Here is an 18,368-nt window from a genome sequence, read left to right as displayed (position 1 = left end):
TGCCTTCGCCGCAGCGACTTTCCAAACGGGCTCTGAGAAAGGAGGGCGGTCACGTTCGTTCGTGGCAGCGAGGTAGACGTCAATCGCCCGCCCGACCCCATTCTAAAGCTAATGGCAGTCGCGCCCGCGATCCTAGTATCTCATACCGCGCAAGAGCGCTACATCCGACCTTGGCTAGCGTTGCATATTCATCAGTTCCGGCATCGACATCATGTTCGCATTGAGATTAGCCATGATGATCATTGAGCCGAACACAACAAGGGCAACGACAAAGACGCCAAAGGCCAGCGCAAGGATGTTGTTGAGGCTGTCGGGTGCGCTCGAAATGTGAAGAAAGAAGACGAGGTGGACGCCCATCTGGGCAATCGCCAATACGGCAAGCAGGATCGGCACACCCGGTCCCCAGATCATGTCGGTTCCTGCAACCCAGAATGAAGCCAGCGTCAATATGATCGCAAAGACCAGCCCGATAAGGTAACCCTGCCAACTTCCCCCGGCCACGCGCGGTGCACCGGCCTCTTGATCCTCGGTCGTTTCAATGGGTTCTGCCATTAGTGGGCTCCAAGATAAACGATTGTGAAAACACCTATCCAGACAATGTCGAGTGCGTGCCAGAAGAGGCTGAAACAGCGTAGCCGCCGCAGGACCATCGGACGGAAACCGAGCGTCAGCACCTGCGCGAACATCACCAGCAACCAGAACAACCCCGCCGACACATGCAGGCCATGTGTGCCCACCAGAGTGAAGAAGGCGGAGAGGAAGGCGCTGCGATCGGGTCCGGCACCGCTCTCAATCATGCCATGGAATTCAGACAGTTCCATGCCGACAAAGGTCGCACCGAGCAAGAATGTGACCGCGCCCCAGCTCGCGGCCGGGATGAGTTTGCGTTGTTCGACGGCCAACGACATCAGTCCGCAGGTGAAGCTTGACGCGAGCAGAATAGCAGTTTCCAGAAGGACGCGGCTGCGATCGAAGAGATCGTCCCCCGAAGGTCCACCCGCCGTCTCATGCGACAACACCGCAAACGCCGCGAACAACGCCGCAAATATGACGATGTCGCTCAGGAGAAACAGCCAAAAGCCGAAGCTGACCACCACATTTCTCGGCGCGGGGCCGCGTTCCGATAGTGGAATCTCGCGAACCTCTGAGTGAGTCGATGAACTTGCACTCATATGGCCGCTCGCGACACTTCGCTCTCAACGATGTACTCGACCTCGTCCGAAACGCGCCAAGCGTGGGCAAGAATGGTCATGAGAGCCCCTATCAATCCGGCGATAGCCATCCACCAGATATGCCAGATCAGGGCAAAGCCGGCCATGACGGCAAAGAATGCCAGTACGAACCCGATGGGGCTGTTGCGTGGAACTGCGATTGTTTCCGGATAGGGACCATCTTGACGGCGGGATTTGGGACTTTTCTTTGCTTCCCAGAAGGGATCGAGGCCGTCTACCGATGGCAAGACGGAATAGTTCCAGGCGGGAGGCGGAGAAGGTGTGGACCATTCGAGTGTGCGCCCATCCCATGGATCGCCGGTAAGATCGCGTCGCTGGTCGCGTGTGCGGATGCTGACGACGAGTTGAACGCCGGTGAGGACGATACCGGTGAGGATGACGATTGCGCCAACCAGTGCGACCAGCATCAGAGGCTGCCACCCGGCAACATCGTAGTGCTGCATCCGCCGCGTCGCGCCCATCAGGCCAAGGATGTAGAGCGGCATGAAGGCCAGATAAAAACCAATGAACCAGCACCAGAAAATTGCCTTGCCGATACGCTCGTCCAGTTTAAAGCCGAACGCTTTCGGGAACCAGAACGTATATCCGGCGAAAGCTCCAAAGAGCACGCCTCCGATGATCACATTATGGAAATGCGCCACGAGAAAAAGGCTGTTGTGCAGGACGAAATCGGCAGGTGGAATTGCAAGTAGCACGCCCGTCATGCCGCCAACGACAAAGGTCACCATGAAGCCCAGCGCCCAATAGACCGGCGCATCGAAACGGAGACGGCCTCCATAAAGCGTGAACAACCAGTTGAAGACTTTCACGCCGGTCGGCACCGCGATGATCATCGTCATGATCCCGAAAAAGCCGTTGATGTCCGCGCCTGCGCCCATCGTGAAGAAGTGATGCAACCATACCATGAACGAGAGCACGCATATTGCCATGGTGGCGATGACCATGGAGCGATAACCGAACAGCGACTTGCCGGAAAAGGTAGCGATGACCTCGGAGAAAACTCCGAATGCGGGCAGGATCAGGATATAGACCTCAGGATGACCCCAGGCCCAGATGAGGTTGATATACATCATGGCGTTACCGCCGGCCTCGTTCGTGAAGAAATGGAATCCGAGATAGCGATCGAGGAGGAGCATCGCGAAGGTCGCGGTCAGGATCGGGAAAGCCGCAACGATCAGTAGATTGGAAGCGAGTGCTGTCCAGCAGAAGATCGGCATCCTCATATAGCCCATGCCGGGTGCTCGCAGCTTCAGGATGGTCGTGGTGAGATTTATGCCTGACAAAAGCGTGCCCACGCCGGATATCTGCAGCGCCCAGAGGTAATAATCGACGCCAACCCCGGGCGAATAGGCCAATTCCGAAAGGGGCGGGTAGACCAGCCACCCTGTTCTCGCGAACTCACCGACGACGAGTGACATGTTTACAAGCAGCACACCTGCCGCCGTCAACCAGAAGCTGACCGAGTTCAACACGGGAAACGCCACATCGCGGATACCGAGTTGGAGAGGCACGACGAAGTTCATCAGGCCGACCATGAAGGTCATCGCCACAAAAAAGATCATGATCGTGCCATGGGCCGAGAAGATCTGATTGTAATGCTCCGGCGGCAGATAACCCTGCGCGCCGCCAGCAGCCAGCGCCAGTTGAGAGCGCATCATGATCGCATCGGTAAAGCCCCGGACGAGCATGACCAGCGCAAGCAGGATATACATGACACCTATGCGCTTGTGATCGACGCTGGTGATCCATTCGGACCAGAGATAAGGCCACCAGCCTTTCCACATGACAAGCAGCAACACCGCCGAGATCGCGAATATGACCATCAGGGATGCGATCATGGGAATGGGCTGGTCAAAGGGTATGGCGGCCCAGCTGAGCTTTCCAAGCATGTCAGGTTCCGTCAGAGATTGAGGGTGCCGAATGGTGCCCGTTGGGGGATGTGCCGGATGCGGGGTTGTTTGCATTCACGATATCATTGAACAAGTTTTGCTCGACCTGCCCAAAGGTGGACGGTGCTACCGCGGAACTCGGACGCGCCAGCTGCGCATAGCTGGCCTTGTCCAAATTCCCGCCAGCGGCGCGCGTGTTTGCGGTCCACTGGTCGAAGGCTTGCTGGGGCATTGCATCGACCACAAAGCGCATATCCGAAAAGCCTTCACCGCTGAATTGCGCCGAAAGTCCCGGGTACCTTCCCGGCTTGTCTGCGAGCAGATTGAGCCGCGTCGTCATGCCCTCCATCGTATAAATCTGGCTGCCGAGCTGGGGCACGAAAAAGCTGTTCATGACAGTTGCCGACGTAAGCTGAAAGCGTATCGGAACACCTGCCGGCACCACGAGGCTGTTTACGCTTGCGACGCCCAGATCGGGATAAATGAAGAGCCATTTCCAATCGAGGGAGACCACCTGCACATTGATCGGAGCGGCATTGGCAGCGATATGCTTGCCCGGATCGAGATCGTGGGAGCCGACCCAGGCGATTCCGCCGAGGAAAAGCACCACCATCGCGGGTATCGACCAGACGATCAATTCGATGCGGCCCGAATAGGACCAGTCAGGCATATAACGCGCCCGCGCGTTGCTGTGCCGAAACCACCAGGCGAACCCGAGAGTGAGCACAATGACCGGAATGACCACTGCCAGCATGATCGTTGTCGCGTTCAGCAAAATCGTATTCTGTGCGGCGCCAACCGGTCCCTGCGGGTCAAGAACGCCGCTGCGCCAGTAAGAGCCCGCTACGTCAGACATGACGTAATGACCAGTAACCGGATTGTCTCATCAACGAAGCCCCTTTTGCCAACCCGGTTCCAAGCTGCAATGGCACGGCGTGTCAGTTCGGCAGGGCGAACGCGATGATTTCGTCGCTGACCTTTGGAGTGAGGATCGAATTACCCCCCGCTGCAAACACGACATATTGTTTGCCCTTATATTCATAAACCGCCGGAAGCGCGACGGCCGGAGCTGCCACAAGAGACTTCCACAACACCTTGCCGGTTGCAAGATCAAGTGCACGTACCATCGAGTCCATGGAAGCGCCGATGAAGATCAAGCCGCTCGCGGTAATGACGGGGCCTCCCAGGGTGATCGATCCCCACGACTCAGGCATATAGAAGCCGTATTGCTGAACCTGGCCGAACGGCACGTCCCAAAGCTGCTTGCCGGTTTTAAGATCGTAGGCAGCAATTGAACCATAGGGAGGCTTCCAGCAGGGCATCCCCAGAGGATTGAGGAATGTCGTCAGCTGGACTCCGTAAGGTGCGCCGGTCATCGGAAAGAAACCGCCGGTTTCCAGGCCCCCGGCAGTCGCCGCCTTGTCATAATCAGCGCGCGGGATCAGCTTATAGATCTGCACTGCACTCGAATAGTTGACGACGAAGGTGCCAGTCGACGGGTCGACCGCTCCGCCACCCCATTCGATGCCTCCAATAGTACCCGGATAAACCAGCGAGCCTTCAAGGCTGGGCGGTGTAAACCTGCCCTCGTCGCGCAACGTCGCGGCGGCGCGGCTGCAATAGCCGAAGCTCACGATGTCCGCCAAGCCAAAGACACCCGGCCACTTGTCTCCCACGACAGCTTTCGGCAGCGGCACATAGGGCTGCGTCGGCGCTGCCGTCTCTCCGGGTACCGTTGAAGCCGGGAAGGGACGTTCCTCGATCGGATAGACTGGCTCGCCGGTCTCGCGGTTGAGGACATAGAGGAAACCCTGCTTGGACGTTTGCACAAGCGCCGGAATTGTCGCTCCATCCTTCTGGATATCGATCAGCGTCGGTGCAGAATTGGTGTCGAGATCCCAGATATCGTGATGCACGAGTTGCCTAGACCAGACGACTTTGCCCGTGTTCACATCAAGCGCAGTGACAGACGTCCCGAGCGAGATCGCGTCCAGCCTGTTGCCGCCGAAAAAGTTTGGACTGGGCGAACTGACCGGCAAAAACAAAAGGTTGCGGTCACGATCGACAGCCATGCTTGCCCAGACGTTTGCGGTGCCGCTCTTCGCGGCGTCCACTGCGTCCAGAGCATGGAACGTCCAACGCAGGGCGCCCGTCCGTGCATCCAGCGCAAAAACAGTGCCGGGAGGATCGACAGCGTCGGCCCAGTCCTTGCCGGCCCAGCCAACGAAGAGGAAATCCTTGTAGACGGTCGGAGGCTGGAGAATGGAAAGTGGCCATTTGGCGTTTTCAACATTCCACTGGTTGATGTCCACGACGCCGCCCTTGCCGAAATCGGCGCAGGGCTTGCCCGTGTCTGCATCAACGGAATGCAGCTTCGCGTCCATCGTACCAATATAGATGCGTTTCTGGCACGCCTGCGAAGCGTCAGGGGCATCTGCCTGCCAGTAAGCAACGCCGCGGTTCTTGAGGTCAGGCTGCGTCAGCGCTTCAAGAACAGCATTGGTATCATAGCTCCACTTCACCTTTCCCGTATCGGGTTCAAGTGCAAAAATCCGGTAAAAGGGCGTGCCAAGATAAACTGTGTCATTAACGAAAAGCGGCGTCGCCGACCACACTGTTGGCGGAAGATCGGCCTGCGGACCAGAGGCTGGCGGGCGATTGTGCATCCCGGCGGGAGGCGGTCCGCCGGATGAAACGTCGCCAGTATGCGTGCGCCAGGCAACGGCGAGATTGCCCACATTCTGCGGGGTTATCTGCTTCAGGGGCGAGAATTTTTGTGCCGCAAGGTCACCATTATAGGTGCTCCATTCGACGCTCTGGGCCCGGAGTTCGCCACAAGTTGCCGCCAACGCCACAACAGACAACGCCGACAATAGATACTTTGTCCACATCACGTCGGTCACCATTGCAAAAGCTTGGTTCAGGCAAACGCGCGACGCCGTCTGAACACGTGAAGAATCCAGCCAAGAAGGCTGACGAGCATAAGGATCACAAGTGTTTGACTATGCAGGAGATATCCGGCGAAGGATGTGCCGGCGATATTGAGGATAGAAGAGACAATGAAGAACGACCGGAGGAAGCCAGCGTTCAACTTGGCAAGCGCCAGACCGAACAGGGCCAGCAGAATGGTGGACGCAATCACCAGAAGCGTTCCTGGCTCACCGGCGATACCGCTATCGGGATTGAAGTAGTTGAAGATCGAAACGACGAGGCCGCCAAGCGATGCCAGCACCATGAGTGCGGCTCCAGCATCATTAAGGATCCCAGAAGTTTTAGTCATCGTCCCTCGCTGCGATAGTATTGAAGCAAGCGAGTGGCAAAGTCTAGCTGGATTTTTACAGCCCGATAGCTCTTTTGATCAGTCTAATTCCAGTAATCGCCCAGAATGCCTAAACAATGTTGCATACGCCGCCCAAACATCTTCCCTTAAACAGAGATGAGGCTGCGAGGGCAAGGATCAATCCAGAAAAAAGCTGCCCGTGGCCGGATGATGAACTGAAACGCCTAGAGAAGCAGTGCCGCGATTTCGCCCATCTAATCCGTTTTGATTAAGTATTCTTCGCTAGGGTCTGGTTGTGTTCTCATCATAAAGGCGTAGGCTATTTCGCGTTGGCTGCAGGGTAGCAGGCCTCGGGGGAGATACCGGCTCGTGCAGCCCGAAGGGGAGTGTATGATCATGGCATTGGATCCCGCATTATTTTCACTTCTAGGCATTTACAACGGAACGTGGTCACACCTGAACATTAATCCGCTGCTGCCTGTTATCAATGGCACCGAATTCGATCCCAGGGTTCCAAACAGCGGGAATGACGAGATCACGTTGTCCGCTGGTATCAATCTGAATCTCAGGGTCAACGGTTTGAGTGGCAATGATTTCATCGACGGCCGTGGCTTTGGTGTTGCAAGCCGCTTCGATGGCGGCGACGGCAGCGACCAGATTTATGGCGGGGCCGGCATCAACACCATCAACGGCGACAACGGCAATGATTATATCGATGGTGGTGGCGGTGCCGACAGATTGACCGGTGGCGCAGGAATGGACACGGTAAGCTACGCATCGTCGACAGCAACCACGGGAGCCGGCATCACGCTGACGCTCAGCGCCAGTGGCGGCGCTTCATTCAGTGCCGGTAATAGTGGTGCCGGAGCCGATGTCATCCTCGGCGGCTTCGAGAATGTTGTCGGCACCAACCTGAATGACACGATCACCGGCAATGCCGGTAACAACATCCTCATCGGCCTTGGCGGCAACAACGTACTTAAGGGTATGGGTGGCGATGATACGTTGATTGGCGGCGCCGGAATAAACATCCTCGACGGTGGTCTTGGGAATGATAGAATTATCGCCGGCGCTGGATCGACCACCATGTATGGAGGAGGGGAGTTGCCCGGCGCATACGGCGACGACGTCTTTATTTTTGGGAGCGATACTCGATCAATCAACATAGATGATTTCCACTATACGGGTGCCCCCGACGAATTCGATAAAATTGACCTCTCCGCTATTGATGCCGACGTAAACCAAGCTGGTAAGCAGACGTTTACGTCATTTGTCGTTACGGAGTTCCAGAGCGGCTATCAACCGCTTATCGGTGAATTGGTGTTCGTTGGGCGTGGAGCACACAATTTAGGTTCACTGATTGCAGACACAAATGGTGATGGTCAAGTGGACGTCCGAATTACATTCGGGCACAACTCGTCAGACCTAGTGGGTTTGAGTGACTTTATTCTTTGAACGAGCTAGCAGGTAGTAGTCAAAGCTTGCGTTGAGGCCTGTTAGCCGGGTCTCGACGCTTCTCTGACAAATCAGCATCGGAATGTGAGCGGCTCAATTGATCGCATACTGAACCTTCAGCATCAAAAATATAAGGGCGGCGATTGCAGCGCCTCAACATCTGTTTTTAAGCAAATCCAATCGGCAAAACAATTTCATACTGCCCTGGATTGCTCTACAATTTTCATCGGTGGGTGCTTCCATCGTTCTATCAAGCCTTCGGGCTTGAATTGGTCGACCATACTGCTGTCAAAAAATTAGAAGTCGCGAAAAGCTACAGTTATCGATGGGAAAATGGTAGCGAAGGAGGGATTCGAACCCCCGACACAAGGATTATGATTCCTCTGCTCTAACCTACTGAGCTACTTCGCCCCATATGTCTCGCGGCCCATAGATGGTTTGCCTGCAAAAGGAACCGGGAGGCCGCGCTGTCAAATCGACAGGGACGGGGCGGGATATATGGGGGTGGCAACAAGCTGTCAAGCAATCTTGTGGAGCAATTGCAGCGAATACGGTAAACGACCACATCGGGTTGCATTGCTGCTGTGCGTGGTTCGACAAGCTCACCATGAGGGAAGAAGGAGATTGCAGAGAGCACGGCTGCGACCTTGGGGATCATTCTGCAACCAGCTCGCCTCCCTCATGGTGAGCTTGTCGAACCACGCACAGCAGCAATGCAACGTTGAAAGGCGATTCCCTCGGAAGTACGCCTTCCAGCACTTGTCATCTTTTCGTCGTACGGATATTGGATGCCGACATGAACAAGGCTGAAAAGATGGCTCCACGGATTGCAGTGCTGGGTTGCGGTTACTGGGGGAGCAACCATATCCGTACATTGAAGAGCCTCGGCGCTCTTTATGCCGTCTCCGACCAGAACAGCGATCGTGCTGCCGGCTTTGCCGCCGAGCAGGACGTTTTGCACATAGAGGTCGAGGACCTTTTCACCCATCCGGATGTCGACGCCATCGTCATGGCCCTGCCGCCGCAGTTCCATGCGGAAGCGGCTATTCGTGCCGTCACCAATGGCAAGGATGTGCTGGTCGAGAAACCGATCGCCCTGACGGTACCGGACGCGGAAGCTGCCGTGAAGGCGGCGCATGACAACGGCCGCATCTTCATGGTCGGCCACGTTTTGCGGTTTCATCCTGCGTTCGAGAAGCTGCTCGATCTTATCAAGGCCGGCGATCTCGGCAAGGTGCGCTATATCCACTCGCACCGGCTTGGTCTCGGGAAGTTCCATACCGAGAACGATGCGCTGTGGGATCTCGCGCCGCACGACCTGTCGATGATCCTGGCGATCACGGAAACCGAGCCGCTGGAGGTGCGCGGTGAGGGTGCCGCCGTGCTGGACCACTTAAGCGATTTCGCACATCTGCATTTGCGTTTTCCGGATAATGTACGCGGTCATTTGTTTGCCTCGCGGCTCAACCCTTATCGCGAACGCCGCCTGACCGTGGTCGGTACCAAAGCGATGGCGGTGTTCGACGACATGGAGCAATGGGACAAGAAGCTTGCCGTCTACAAGCATTCGATCTGGCAGGATGACGGCCAGTGGGCCTCGACGACGGAAGAGCCGACATATGTCAAGGTTGCACAGGGCATGCCGCTGACGCGCGAGTGCCAGAATTTTATCGAGAGCATCCAGACGCGCAAGCAACCGAAAACGGACGGCGAGGAAGCCATCCGCGTCTTGCGGATTTTGACCGCGGGAACTGTGGCGCATAATAAAAGCTGACAGCATCAAGATCGTGCGTGGTTCGACAAGCTCACCATGAGGGAGGTGGGTTGATTGCAGGGAGCCACGTTTCGCAACGGTGGTGATTATCTTTGCAACACACACACCTCCCTCATGGTGAGCTTGTCGAACCACGCATTAACGATATGCAATCGCATTGCTCTCGACGTAAAGCGTTGTTACAAGGCCGCACAAACTTTGAAATGGCGCACTCTCGCGAACCTCCCTCCGCCCTTCTATAGAGTAGCCGAACAGTTTCCCCGGCGCAGATTCGCGGAGACATTGATAATGGAGCAATGATGCAGTTCATCGATCTCGGCGCGCAGCGTGAACGGATTAGCGGCAAACTCGACGCGGCAATCGCCAAGGTTGTGCGTGAGGGTAAATACATTCTCGGGCCGGAAGTTGCCGAGTTTGAAAAACGTCTGGCCGAATATATCGGTGTCGAGCACGTTGTCGCCTGCGCCAATGGCACGGACGCGCTGCTTATTCCGCTGATGGCCAAGGGGATCGGTCCCGGCGATGCGGTGTTCTGTCCGAGTTTCACCTTTGCAGCAACTGCCGAAGTGGTGGCCTTGGCCGGCGCAGAGCCGGTTTTTGTCGATGTCGATCCCGACACCTACAACATCGATGTGAAGCAGCTCGAAGCCGCTATTGACGCTGTGCGCGCGGAAGGCCGACTTGCGCCGAAAGCGATCATTCCCGTCGATCTGTTTGGGCTGGCCGCCGACTATACGTCGCTGTCTGCAGTGGCGGCCCGCGAGAGCCTTTTCGTCATCGAGGATGCGGCACAATCTATCGGTGGCAAGCGCGATAATGCCATGTGTGGTGCCTTCGGCGATGTGGGAGCGACGAGTTTCTATCCCGCCAAGCCGCTCGGCTGCTATGGCGATGGCGGTGCCATGTTCACCAATGATGCGGCGTTCGCTGATTTGCTGCGTTCGGTGTTGTTCCACGGCAAGGGCGAAACGCAATATGACAATGTGCGCATCGGCCTGAATTCGCGCCTCGATACTATCCAGGCGGCAATACTTATCGAAAAGCTCGCCATTCTCGAAGACGAGATGGAAGCGCGGCAGGTGATAGCCAGGCGCTATGCCAATGGCCTCAAGGATGTCGTCAAAGTGGCATTGATGCCGGAAGGTTCGCGCTCGGCCTGGGCCCAATATGCGATCGAGACGAAGAATCGCGATGTATTGAAGGCGCACCTGCAGGCAAATGGCATTCCGTCGGTGATTTATTATGTGAAGCCGCTGCATCTGCAGGAAGCTTATGCGCATTATATGCGCGCGCCGGGCGGTTTGCCGGTTTCAGAAACATTGCCGAAGAACATTCTGTGCCTGCCCATGCATCCATATCTGAGCACTGATGACCAGGACCGGATTATCGGCACGATCCGCGAGTTCCATGAAAAAGGGGCCTGACGGCCCCCATTTCCTTCAACATCGAACTGATCTGATCAGGCGTGCTGGCCTTGCTGGGCGAGGCGCTTCAGCATGGCTTCCGCCTGCGGGGCGCGTTCGGAGCGGCCAATGAAGCCGCCGCCGAAGACGCGGGCAGTATTGCTGTCGTCTGAATAAAGCACGCAGGCCTGACCAGGTGCGATACCGCTCTCGCCATCGACGAGTTCGACCCATGTCTCGCCTGCCTGATGATGCAGGACGGCCGGGCGCGGCGGGCGTGTGGAGCGAACCTTGGCGTAGACCTCGACGCCGCCTGCCGGAATATCTTCCAATGCGTCGTCACCCAGCCAGTTAACGTTGCGCAGGAAAACCTTACGGGTTTCAAGCGCTTCGCGTGGGCCGACTATGACACGGGCATTGGCCGCATCGAGATGGACGACATAGAGCGGATCGCCGGTGGCGACGCCAATGCCGCGGCGCTGGCCGATTGTGTAGTGCACAATGCCTTCATGACGGCCGAGGACGCGTCCATCGATATGGACGATATCGCCGGGATTGGCCGCTTCCGGCTTCAGTTTCGAAATGATGTCCGAGTATTTGCCCTGCGGTACGAAGCAGATGTCCTGGCTGTCCTGTTTGTTTGCGACAGTAAGGCCAAGCTCCTCGGCGATAGCACGGGTTTCCGGTTTCGTCAGACCACCGAGCGGGAAGCGCAGATAATCGATCTGTTCCTGCGTGGTGGCAAAAAGGAAATAGCTCTGGTCCTTGTCGGTATCGACAGGACGGAACAGGGCACGATGCGCTCCGTTTGCACTGCTGCGAATATAGTGACCAGTCGCCAAGGCGTCAGCGCCAAGATCGCGGGCGGTCTGCAGCAGATCCGCGAATTTTACGGTCTGGTTGCAGGAAACGCAGGGGATCGGTGTCTCGCCGCTGACATAGCTCGCGGCAAAGGGATCGATCACGGCTTCGCGGAAGCGTGCTTCGTAGTCGAGTACATAGTGCGGAATGCCAAGGCGCTCCGACACGCGGCGCGCGTCCTCGATATCCTGACCGGCGCAGCAGGAACCGGCCCGATGGGTCGATGCGCCATGATCATAGAGCTGCAAGGTGACACCAACAACATCATAGCCCTGGCGTTTGAGGATGCCTGCCACAACAGAAGAATCCACGCCGCCAGACATGGCAACGACGATACGAGTGTCTTCCGGTCTTCCCGGCAGATCGAGATTATTCAGTGTCATAAGCGGATCCGTTTTCGTCGCGGCATATAAGCGCAGCGCTTTGTCGGATCTATATAGGGCATCGACCCGGACTTGCCAATAAGAGACCGTTTGAAACTCTACTGCGACGGCCATCTGACGCGATTTTCTGCGCTTCCGGTGCTCTCGTACAATAGTACGCTGCGCTCGTCGCAAGGGCGACCCCAAAAACCGCATCATATGCCTCGCCGCAGCGACTTTCCAAACGATCTCTGAGAAGTGGCTTGGGAGAAATTTTTCTTGAGACAAGATTTTTGCGTAACGGTCGTGTCAAAACCCGAAAATTCTGGAAGTTAGGCCAAAGTTTAACGAAAATACGACCGATCCATTAACCGAAGTTACCAGAGAATGACTCGAGGTTTAGGCAATTATTAAAGCCCTGACTGTAATGTCAGGTGCGATAGGTCTTGAAGTTTAGTGTAGAGAGTACAATGACCGATCTTGTTCGACCGAGAGTAAAATACGTAATCGGCCCGGATGGCAGCCCGCTGACCATCGCCGATCTTCCACCCGCGAACACGCGGCGTTGGGTTATTCGCCGCAAGGCTGAGGTGGTTGCCGCTGTGCGCGGTGGTCTTCTTAGTCTTGAGGAGGCTTGCCATCGCTATACTTTGACGGTGGAAGAGTTCCTGTCCTGGCAGTCCTCGATCTCCGATCATGGGCTGGCTGGTCTCAGAACGACCCGGATACAGCAATATCGTCATTAGATGATGGTGCATGAATAGAAGGGGCTGGCCGCGAGGCCAGCCCCTTCGCTTATGCAATCGTTTCTTCACGCACGATCAAGTGCGTTGCCAGTGCCGACAGAATTGCCGATGCGGTGAAGAACCAGAGTCCCGGCTGGGCGATGGCCGTGGCAAGCCCGCTCGTCTTTGCGCCGAAAATCACCAGAGCGACCAGCAATACGTCCAGCATCGACCATTTTGACAAGAAGCCGATCCATCGGTGCAGAACATGAGCGGCAGCGGGTACTCGAGCTGCCGCCAATTGTGCGACGGCGAGCTTTGTGACTGGAAGAATGACCGAAAAGAGCCCGACGACAGACGCCAGCAACCAGTCGCCGCCCGTCCAGAGCGATCGAATTATGCCCAGGAGCGAAGGGTTCTCGTCGAAGAAATACAGCCTGCTGACATTCATCAACGGCATGGTCATCCCCAGTGCCAGCGAAAACGTGGCGATGAAGAGAAAGATGGGAATGAACGATCTTGCCGACATGCTGATCCCGAACCAAGGCTAACCCAGTTACGCATGAAGGAAATGCATGGCACCCGTCAAGCATGGGCGACGACAAGACACACCGGATCACATTCGCTTGTACCCGATTGACGCTTCCCATGACTGGTCTCCATAGTTAGGGTACATAGTACCGGCGAACTGATGGCCGTAACCAAGAGTATTTAGATTCTTGATGATTTGATCGAACATTGGATTGATGCACCTTATGCGTACAAAATTCGGACTGCTGCTTGTTTTCCTGGCCTTTGTTTCCTCGGCCCAGGCGCTGGAGGCCGGCTCCCCGCCACCGCTCGCTCCAGAGGAGGAGCAGGCCAAGGCTGCGCATTTGAGCGCGCAGGTGCTGACATACTACCACTACAAGAAGGTGCCGCTGGACGACGCCTTGTCTGAAAAAATAATGAACCGGTACATAGAATTACTCGACCCGGAGCGCTTCTTTTTCCTTCAGTCCGATATTGATCAATTCATGACCAACCGGGACAAAATCGATGATGCCATCTTTAGCGACGATCTGAGCATTCCGTTCGCTATCTTCAACGTTTACGAGCAGCGCTATGTCGAGCGCCTTACATACGCGCGTGAATTGCTCAAGACTGGTTTCGATTTCAGTAAGAACGAAGAGTTCACGCTCATCCGCGACAAGGAGCCTTGGCCGAAAACAACGGCGGAGAGCCAGGACCTCTGGCGCAAGCGCGTGAAAAACGATTGGCTGCGCCTGAAACTGGCGGGTACGCCTGAGGCGACGATACGCGAAACACTTGGCAAGCGGTATGGAAACTCACTGGCCCGGGCCTACAAGTACAAGAGTGACGATGTCTTTCAGACATTCATGACCGCTTACACGAACTCGATCGAACCCCATACCGACTATCTGGGTGTTGCTGCGGCATCGGATTTCGACATTTCGATGAAACTCTCGCTCGTCGGCATCGGCGCCGTACTGCAGGAGCGCGACGAATATACGACCATACGCGAGCTGGTGCCGGGGGGGCCGGCTCAGCTGTCCGGCCAGCTGGCGGTGGGCGACAGAATTGTCGGCGTTGCCCAGGGCAAGGATGGCACGCTGGTGGACGTTGTTGGCACCCGCGTTAACGAAGTCGTAAAGCTGATACGCGGCGAGAAGGATACTGTCGTACGGCTGGATATCTTGCCATCCGATGCGGGACTTGACGGCAAGCATCGCCTCGTCACCCTGGTGCGAGACAATATCAGTCTGGACAAGCAGGCGGCCAAAAAAAGCGTTCAGATCGTCAAGGACGGCGATATCTCGCGCAAAATCGGCGTGATCTCGTTACCCACGTTCTATGAAGATTTCGATGCGCGGCGGCGCGGTGACAAGGACTACCGGAGCGCAAGCCGCGATGTCGCCAAACTGTTGGCGGAACTCGAAAAAGAAAAGGTAGACGGCGTCGTCATCGATCTACGCAACAATGGCGGAGGTTCTTTGCCGCAAGCAATCGAACTGACCGGCTTTTTCGTAGGCAAAGGACCAGTTCTGCAGCAGCGCAACGGAGATGGCGAGATCAGGGTAAATGGCAATAAGCGCGCAACGGCCCTCTGGACGGGACCGCTTGCTGTGCTCATCAATCGTGGTTCCGCTTCGGCTTCTGAGATTTTCGCTGCTGCAATACAAGACTATGGCCGGGGCGTCATTATTGGCGAACCGAGTTTCGGCAAGGGCACTGTGCAAACAGTGGTCGATCTGGACGAGGAAGCACGCAATCCAAAGCCGGAATTCGGCGAGCTGAAAATGACTGTCGCGCAGTTCTTCCGCATCAATGGCGGCACCACCCAGCTTCGCGGAGTGACGCCGGATATCGTCCTGCCGGGATTCTCAGACGAAGAGAAACTGGGGGAGTCGAGCTATGACAATGCGCTGCCATGGCTGCAGATCAAACCTGCGAACTACAAACCCCTTGGTGATATCAAAACGGTTCTGCCGGAGCTGCAGAGTCGTCACGACGCCCGCGCCAAAACGGACAAGGATTTCAAGGATCTCGTTGAAGACGTGAATGAGCTCGATGATTTGCGCAACAAGCGGATTATCTCACTCAACGAAACCGAACGGCGTGCCGAGAGGGAGCGTCAGGTCAACCGCCTGAAGGCGCGCGAGGCAGCAGACGGCAAGGGTTCCGTGTCACAGGCAGATCTTGTATTTCAGGAAGACGGACTGCAGGCCAATGAGCGCAGCTTGAGCGCAGACATAGCGAGCGAAAAGGCGCTGAAGGATGCAAAGGACGTTCTCTTGGATGAGACGGTGCATATTCTCAGCGATGCCGCAGACCTTACCAAAGTAAAATCGGCAAAGAACAATTGATTATTGGTGCCAGCGTTGAGTGCTGGCTCTAAACATGACGAATGGTGCAGCATGGCAGATCAAATCAGTATCGATAAACAGGAAACGGGCAGCGGCGGACGCTATGTGGCGGTGGTATCGGGACACGAGGCCGAGATGGCTTTTTCACGCGCCAGCCCGCATCTGATCATCATCGATCATACGGCAGTGCCGGATGCGTTACGTGGCCAAGGTGTGGGGCAGGCCCTGGCGTTGCATGCGGTAGAAGATGCACGGGCGGGCGGATGGAAGATCATTCCGCTTTGCCCATTCATGCGCGCTCAATCGCTCAGGCACGAGGAGTGGGCGGACGTCGTTCAGCAGAGATAAGGCCTTTTGGGAACTCTATGCCCACAGGAGCTGATTTCTCAAAAAGTCTTCTGACTATCCGATCATTGCCCGCTTGTCGGTGACAGGAATGTCTTCGATATCACGCGGCTTGCCATCGCGCTGCTCAAGTGCCTCAGCTTTGGCAAGTTCTGCTTCCGATTCGGTAAGAGCCGCTTCGGCATCATCCTTCTGGGTCTTCAGGTCGCGAATTGAATCAAACAGATTGTCGCGGCGCTGACGGGCGGCCTTGGCAAAAGTCGGATAGGCAAAATGCGTGGTGTCGGTGATGCCGGCCTTTTTTTCCTCGGATAGTATCTGCGCGTCCAATTCGGCAGCCATGCGTTCGAACTCGCCCATCATCAAATCAAGCTGGCCGAGTTGACGGCGCTTTTCCTTGACCTGAAAGAGCTTCAGCCGAACCAAACCTTCATGCGACTTCATACTCACTACCCCCTCAACACCTGCCAAAAGCCAGTACTCTGATCCTGCCAAAACGCTGGCGATCGATCATCCGGCGCCGTTTCACCCCGAATCACTTCGGAAAAATGAAACAAAAACTTAAAGGTTGCCCTGTCTGGTAACCTTTCCTTTACGTTCAGCATTAATCATACGCCTTAAGACTTAAAGCTCTGTAAATCAGTGCGGCAAGTTTTTAGACGGCGATTTTATTGAGTCGAATGAATCGCTTAAGGCCAGAACCTGATGCTGCGCCTTATGATTTTTGACCGGTAAGTTGACCTTATGAATCAATGCGGTGCCAATGATTTTTAATTCAAGAGTCAAAGACACTTGCAAAGCGGAATTAGATTTTGTTAACCATTCGGTGGCAATCTTAACGTTATGGAAACGGCTTGTTTCGCGACCTGACTTCGGGATTGCCCTGATCGAGGTTTCTTGGGCAACCCATTTCAGCGGCGGGAAAAGGGGAATGATATGCGGGTTCTTTTAATCGAAGACGATAGTGCAACGGCCCAGAGCATCGAACTGATGCTCAAGTCGGAAAGCTTCAATGTTTATACGACGGATCTGGGCGAAGAGGGTGTCGATCTCGGCAAGCTCTACGACTACGATATCATCCTCCTCGACCTCAACCTGCCGGACATGTCCGGTTATGAAGTCCTGAGGACCCTGCGTCTGTCGAAGGTGAAAACACCGATCCTGATCCTTTCCGGCATGGCCGGCATCGAGGACAAGGTTCGTGGCCTCGGTTTCGGCGCGGACGACTATATGACCAAGCCCTTCCATAAGGACGAACTGGTTGCCCGTATCCATGCGATCGTGCGCCGTTCCAAGGGTCATGCCCAGTCGGTCATCACCACCGGCGACCTTATCGTCAATCTGGATGCCAAGACGGTGGAAGTCACCGGCCAGCGCGTTCACCTGACGGGCAAGGAATATCAGATGCTGGAGCTGCTTTCGCTCCGCAAGGGTACGACGCTCACCAAGGAAATGTTCCTCAACCACCTCTACGGCGGTATGGACGAGCCAGAACTCAAGATCATCGATGTCTTCATCTGCAAGCTGCGCAAGAAGCTCGACAATGCATCCGGCGGTATCAACTATATCGAAACGGTCTGGGGCCGCGGCTACGTGCTGCGTGAGCCGGATGCGTCGGATCTGCGTGAAATCGCCTGATCCAGGACAACATCGAGAAACGAAAAGGCTCCGTGTGAACGGAGCTTTTTTATTTTGTCGTAAGATTCAAGCTCGACTAGAAGCCGTCGCAACAATGTTGCTATCAGCCCTCGACCGGCACCGGCGGCAAGATTTCGGTGATCGAAACGCGATTGAATGGTTTCAGCAGATATCCGGCTGCACCAGCACGTTTTGCCCGCATGATCCGGCTTAGGTCAACCTCAGGCAGGCAAAGATAGATCTTGCTGTTCTCACCGCCCGGCAAGGCACGCACCTGACTGATGATCTCCGGCGCTGGCATGTCGGATAGCGCGTCGTCGAGGATGATGATGTCGGGCATTTCAACGCTACACGCGGCAATCGTCTGATAGCCGGTATCGGCGGTCGTCACGACGGTCGTTTCGTTGGCGATGAGCCTCCGTGCAACCTTCCTGACTACAGGAGATCCATCCACAATCATGCAGCGTAGCAATTGAAAAACTCCCCGCAAAAGCCGAGTTGCGTTTGTCCCCATGACCAAGACTACCAGCCGTTGGG

At 55.8% G+C, this 18,368-nt stretch carries 17 protein-coding genes and 1 tRNA gene; 7 read left to right on the top strand and 11 right to left on the bottom strand.

Features of this window, described 5'->3' with window-relative positions; all coding sequences use genetic code 11:
- Window positions 1-174: 174 nt before the first annotated feature.
- From cyoD to FHS21_RS07950, 6 genes are all read right to left on the bottom strand, one after another.
- Window positions 175-552 carry a cytochrome o ubiquinol oxidase subunit IV gene (cyoD, locus tag FHS21_RS07975; RefSeq protein ID WP_112530580.1) on the bottom strand — a complete coding sequence of 126 codons (378 nt, stop codon included), beginning with the start codon at window positions 550-552 and terminating at the stop codon, window positions 175-177.
- Window positions 552-1,172, bottom strand: coding sequence for a cytochrome o ubiquinol oxidase subunit III (gene cyoC, locus FHS21_RS07970; protein ID WP_112530582.1), 621 nt, complete (start codon window positions 1,170-1,172; stop codon window positions 552-554). Before cyoC ends, cyoD begins: the two co-directional genes overlap by 1 nt.
- Window positions 1,169-3,121 (bottom strand): cytochrome o ubiquinol oxidase subunit I, encoded by a 1,953-nt coding sequence (gene cyoB / locus FHS21_RS07965; protein ID WP_183661595.1) that lies wholly within the window; start codon window positions 3,119-3,121, stop codon window positions 1,169-1,171. Before cyoB ends, cyoC begins: the two co-directional genes overlap by 4 nt.
- A gap of 1 nt (window position 3,122) precedes the next feature.
- A complete protein-coding gene (cyoA, locus tag FHS21_RS07960; protein WP_183661593.1) occupies window positions 3,123-3,977 on the bottom strand; it encodes a ubiquinol oxidase subunit II in 855 nt (284 codons plus the stop codon).
- A gap of 82 nt (window positions 3,978-4,059) precedes the next feature.
- A complete protein-coding gene (locus FHS21_RS07955) occupies window positions 4,060-6,012 on the bottom strand; it encodes a pyrroloquinoline quinone-dependent dehydrogenase (protein WP_246410944.1) in 1,953 nt (650 codons plus the stop codon).
- A 29-nt stretch (window positions 6,013-6,041) separates the two neighbouring features.
- A complete protein-coding gene (locus FHS21_RS07950; protein ID WP_183661589.1) occupies window positions 6,042-6,401 on the bottom strand; it encodes a hypothetical protein in 360 nt (119 codons plus the stop codon).
- Between the two features lie 396 nt (window positions 6,402-6,797).
- Between FHS21_RS07950 and FHS21_RS07945 the strand changes: the two genes are divergently transcribed.
- Complete coding sequence (locus FHS21_RS07945) at window positions 6,798-7,856, top strand: calcium-binding protein (RefSeq protein ID WP_183661586.1); 1,059 nt, start codon at window positions 6,798-6,800, stop codon at window positions 7,854-7,856.
- A gap of 334 nt (window positions 7,857-8,190) precedes the next feature.
- Here the strand turns inward: FHS21_RS07945 and FHS21_RS07940 are convergent.
- A tRNA-Met gene (locus FHS21_RS07940) sits at window positions 8,191-8,267 on the bottom strand.
- A 403-nt stretch (window positions 8,268-8,670) separates the two neighbouring features.
- Here FHS21_RS07940 and FHS21_RS07935 point away from each other — a divergent pair.
- Window positions 8,671-9,630: a Gfo/Idh/MocA family protein gene (locus tag FHS21_RS07935; protein WP_183661681.1), complete on the top strand. Its 960-nt coding sequence runs from the start codon at window positions 8,671-8,673 to the stop codon at window positions 9,628-9,630.
- Between the two features lie 299 nt (window positions 9,631-9,929).
- On the top strand, window positions 9,930-11,054 hold the full coding sequence (locus FHS21_RS07930; protein ID WP_112530748.1) for a DegT/DnrJ/EryC1/StrS family aminotransferase: 1,125 nt from the start codon (window positions 9,930-9,932) through the stop codon (window positions 11,052-11,054).
- A gap of 35 nt (window positions 11,055-11,089) precedes the next feature.
- Here FHS21_RS07930 and mnmA read toward each other — a convergent pair whose 3' ends face one another.
- Complete coding sequence (mnmA, locus tag FHS21_RS07925) at window positions 11,090-12,277, bottom strand: tRNA 2-thiouridine(34) synthase MnmA (protein WP_183661584.1); 1,188 nt, start codon at window positions 12,275-12,277, stop codon at window positions 11,090-11,092.
- 449 nt (window positions 12,278-12,726) lie between these two features.
- On the opposite strand from mnmA, the gene sciP reads away from it, so the two are divergent.
- On the top strand, window positions 12,727-13,002 hold the full coding sequence (gene sciP / locus FHS21_RS07920; protein WP_091878079.1) for a CtrA inhibitor SciP: 276 nt from the start codon (window positions 12,727-12,729) through the stop codon (window positions 13,000-13,002).
- A gap of 49 nt (window positions 13,003-13,051) precedes the next feature.
- Here sciP and FHS21_RS07915 read toward each other — a convergent pair whose 3' ends face one another.
- Window positions 13,052-13,510 (bottom strand): paraquat-inducible protein A, encoded by a 459-nt coding sequence (locus FHS21_RS07915; RefSeq protein WP_183661582.1) that lies wholly within the window; start codon window positions 13,508-13,510, stop codon window positions 13,052-13,054.
- A 226-nt stretch (window positions 13,511-13,736) separates the two neighbouring features.
- Between FHS21_RS07915 and FHS21_RS07910 the strand changes: the two genes are divergently transcribed.
- Both FHS21_RS07910 and FHS21_RS07905 read left to right on the top strand, forming a co-directional pair.
- Window positions 13,737-15,848 (top strand): carboxy terminal-processing peptidase, encoded by a 2,112-nt coding sequence (locus FHS21_RS07910; protein ID WP_183661580.1) that lies wholly within the window; start codon window positions 13,737-13,739, stop codon window positions 15,846-15,848.
- Window positions 15,849-15,899: 51 nt separating this feature from the next.
- A complete protein-coding gene (locus FHS21_RS07905) occupies window positions 15,900-16,196 on the top strand; it encodes a GNAT family N-acetyltransferase (protein ID WP_112530595.1) in 297 nt (98 codons plus the stop codon).
- Between the two features lie 54 nt (window positions 16,197-16,250).
- On the opposite strand, the gene FHS21_RS07900 is transcribed toward FHS21_RS07905, so the two are convergent.
- Window positions 16,251-16,637, bottom strand: coding sequence for a flagellar export protein FliJ (locus FHS21_RS07900; RefSeq protein ID WP_112530597.1), 387 nt, complete (start codon window positions 16,635-16,637; stop codon window positions 16,251-16,253).
- 492 nt (window positions 16,638-17,129) lie between these two features.
- Here FHS21_RS07900 and ctrA point away from each other — a divergent pair, with 492 nt between their 5' ends.
- Window positions 17,130-17,831: a response regulator transcription factor CtrA gene (gene ctrA, locus FHS21_RS07895; protein ID WP_112530599.1), complete on the top strand. Its 702-nt coding sequence runs from the start codon at window positions 17,130-17,132 to the stop codon at window positions 17,829-17,831.
- Window positions 17,832-17,934: 103 nt separating this feature from the next.
- Here the strand turns inward: ctrA and FHS21_RS07890 are convergent, their stop codons facing one another.
- Window positions 17,935-18,303 carry a response regulator gene (locus FHS21_RS07890; protein WP_112530601.1) on the bottom strand — a complete coding sequence of 123 codons (369 nt, stop codon included), beginning with the start codon at window positions 18,301-18,303 and terminating at the stop codon, window positions 17,935-17,937.
- Window positions 18,304-18,368: the final 65 nt, after the last annotated feature.

It is taken from the genome of Phyllobacterium trifolii (genome assembly GCF_014192095.1).
Lineage (GTDB): Bacteria > Pseudomonadota > Alphaproteobacteria > Rhizobiales > Rhizobiaceae > Phyllobacterium > Phyllobacterium trifolii.
Note: the sequence above shows the minus strand (reverse complement) of the source record. Positions and strands in the feature narration are given on the sequence as shown.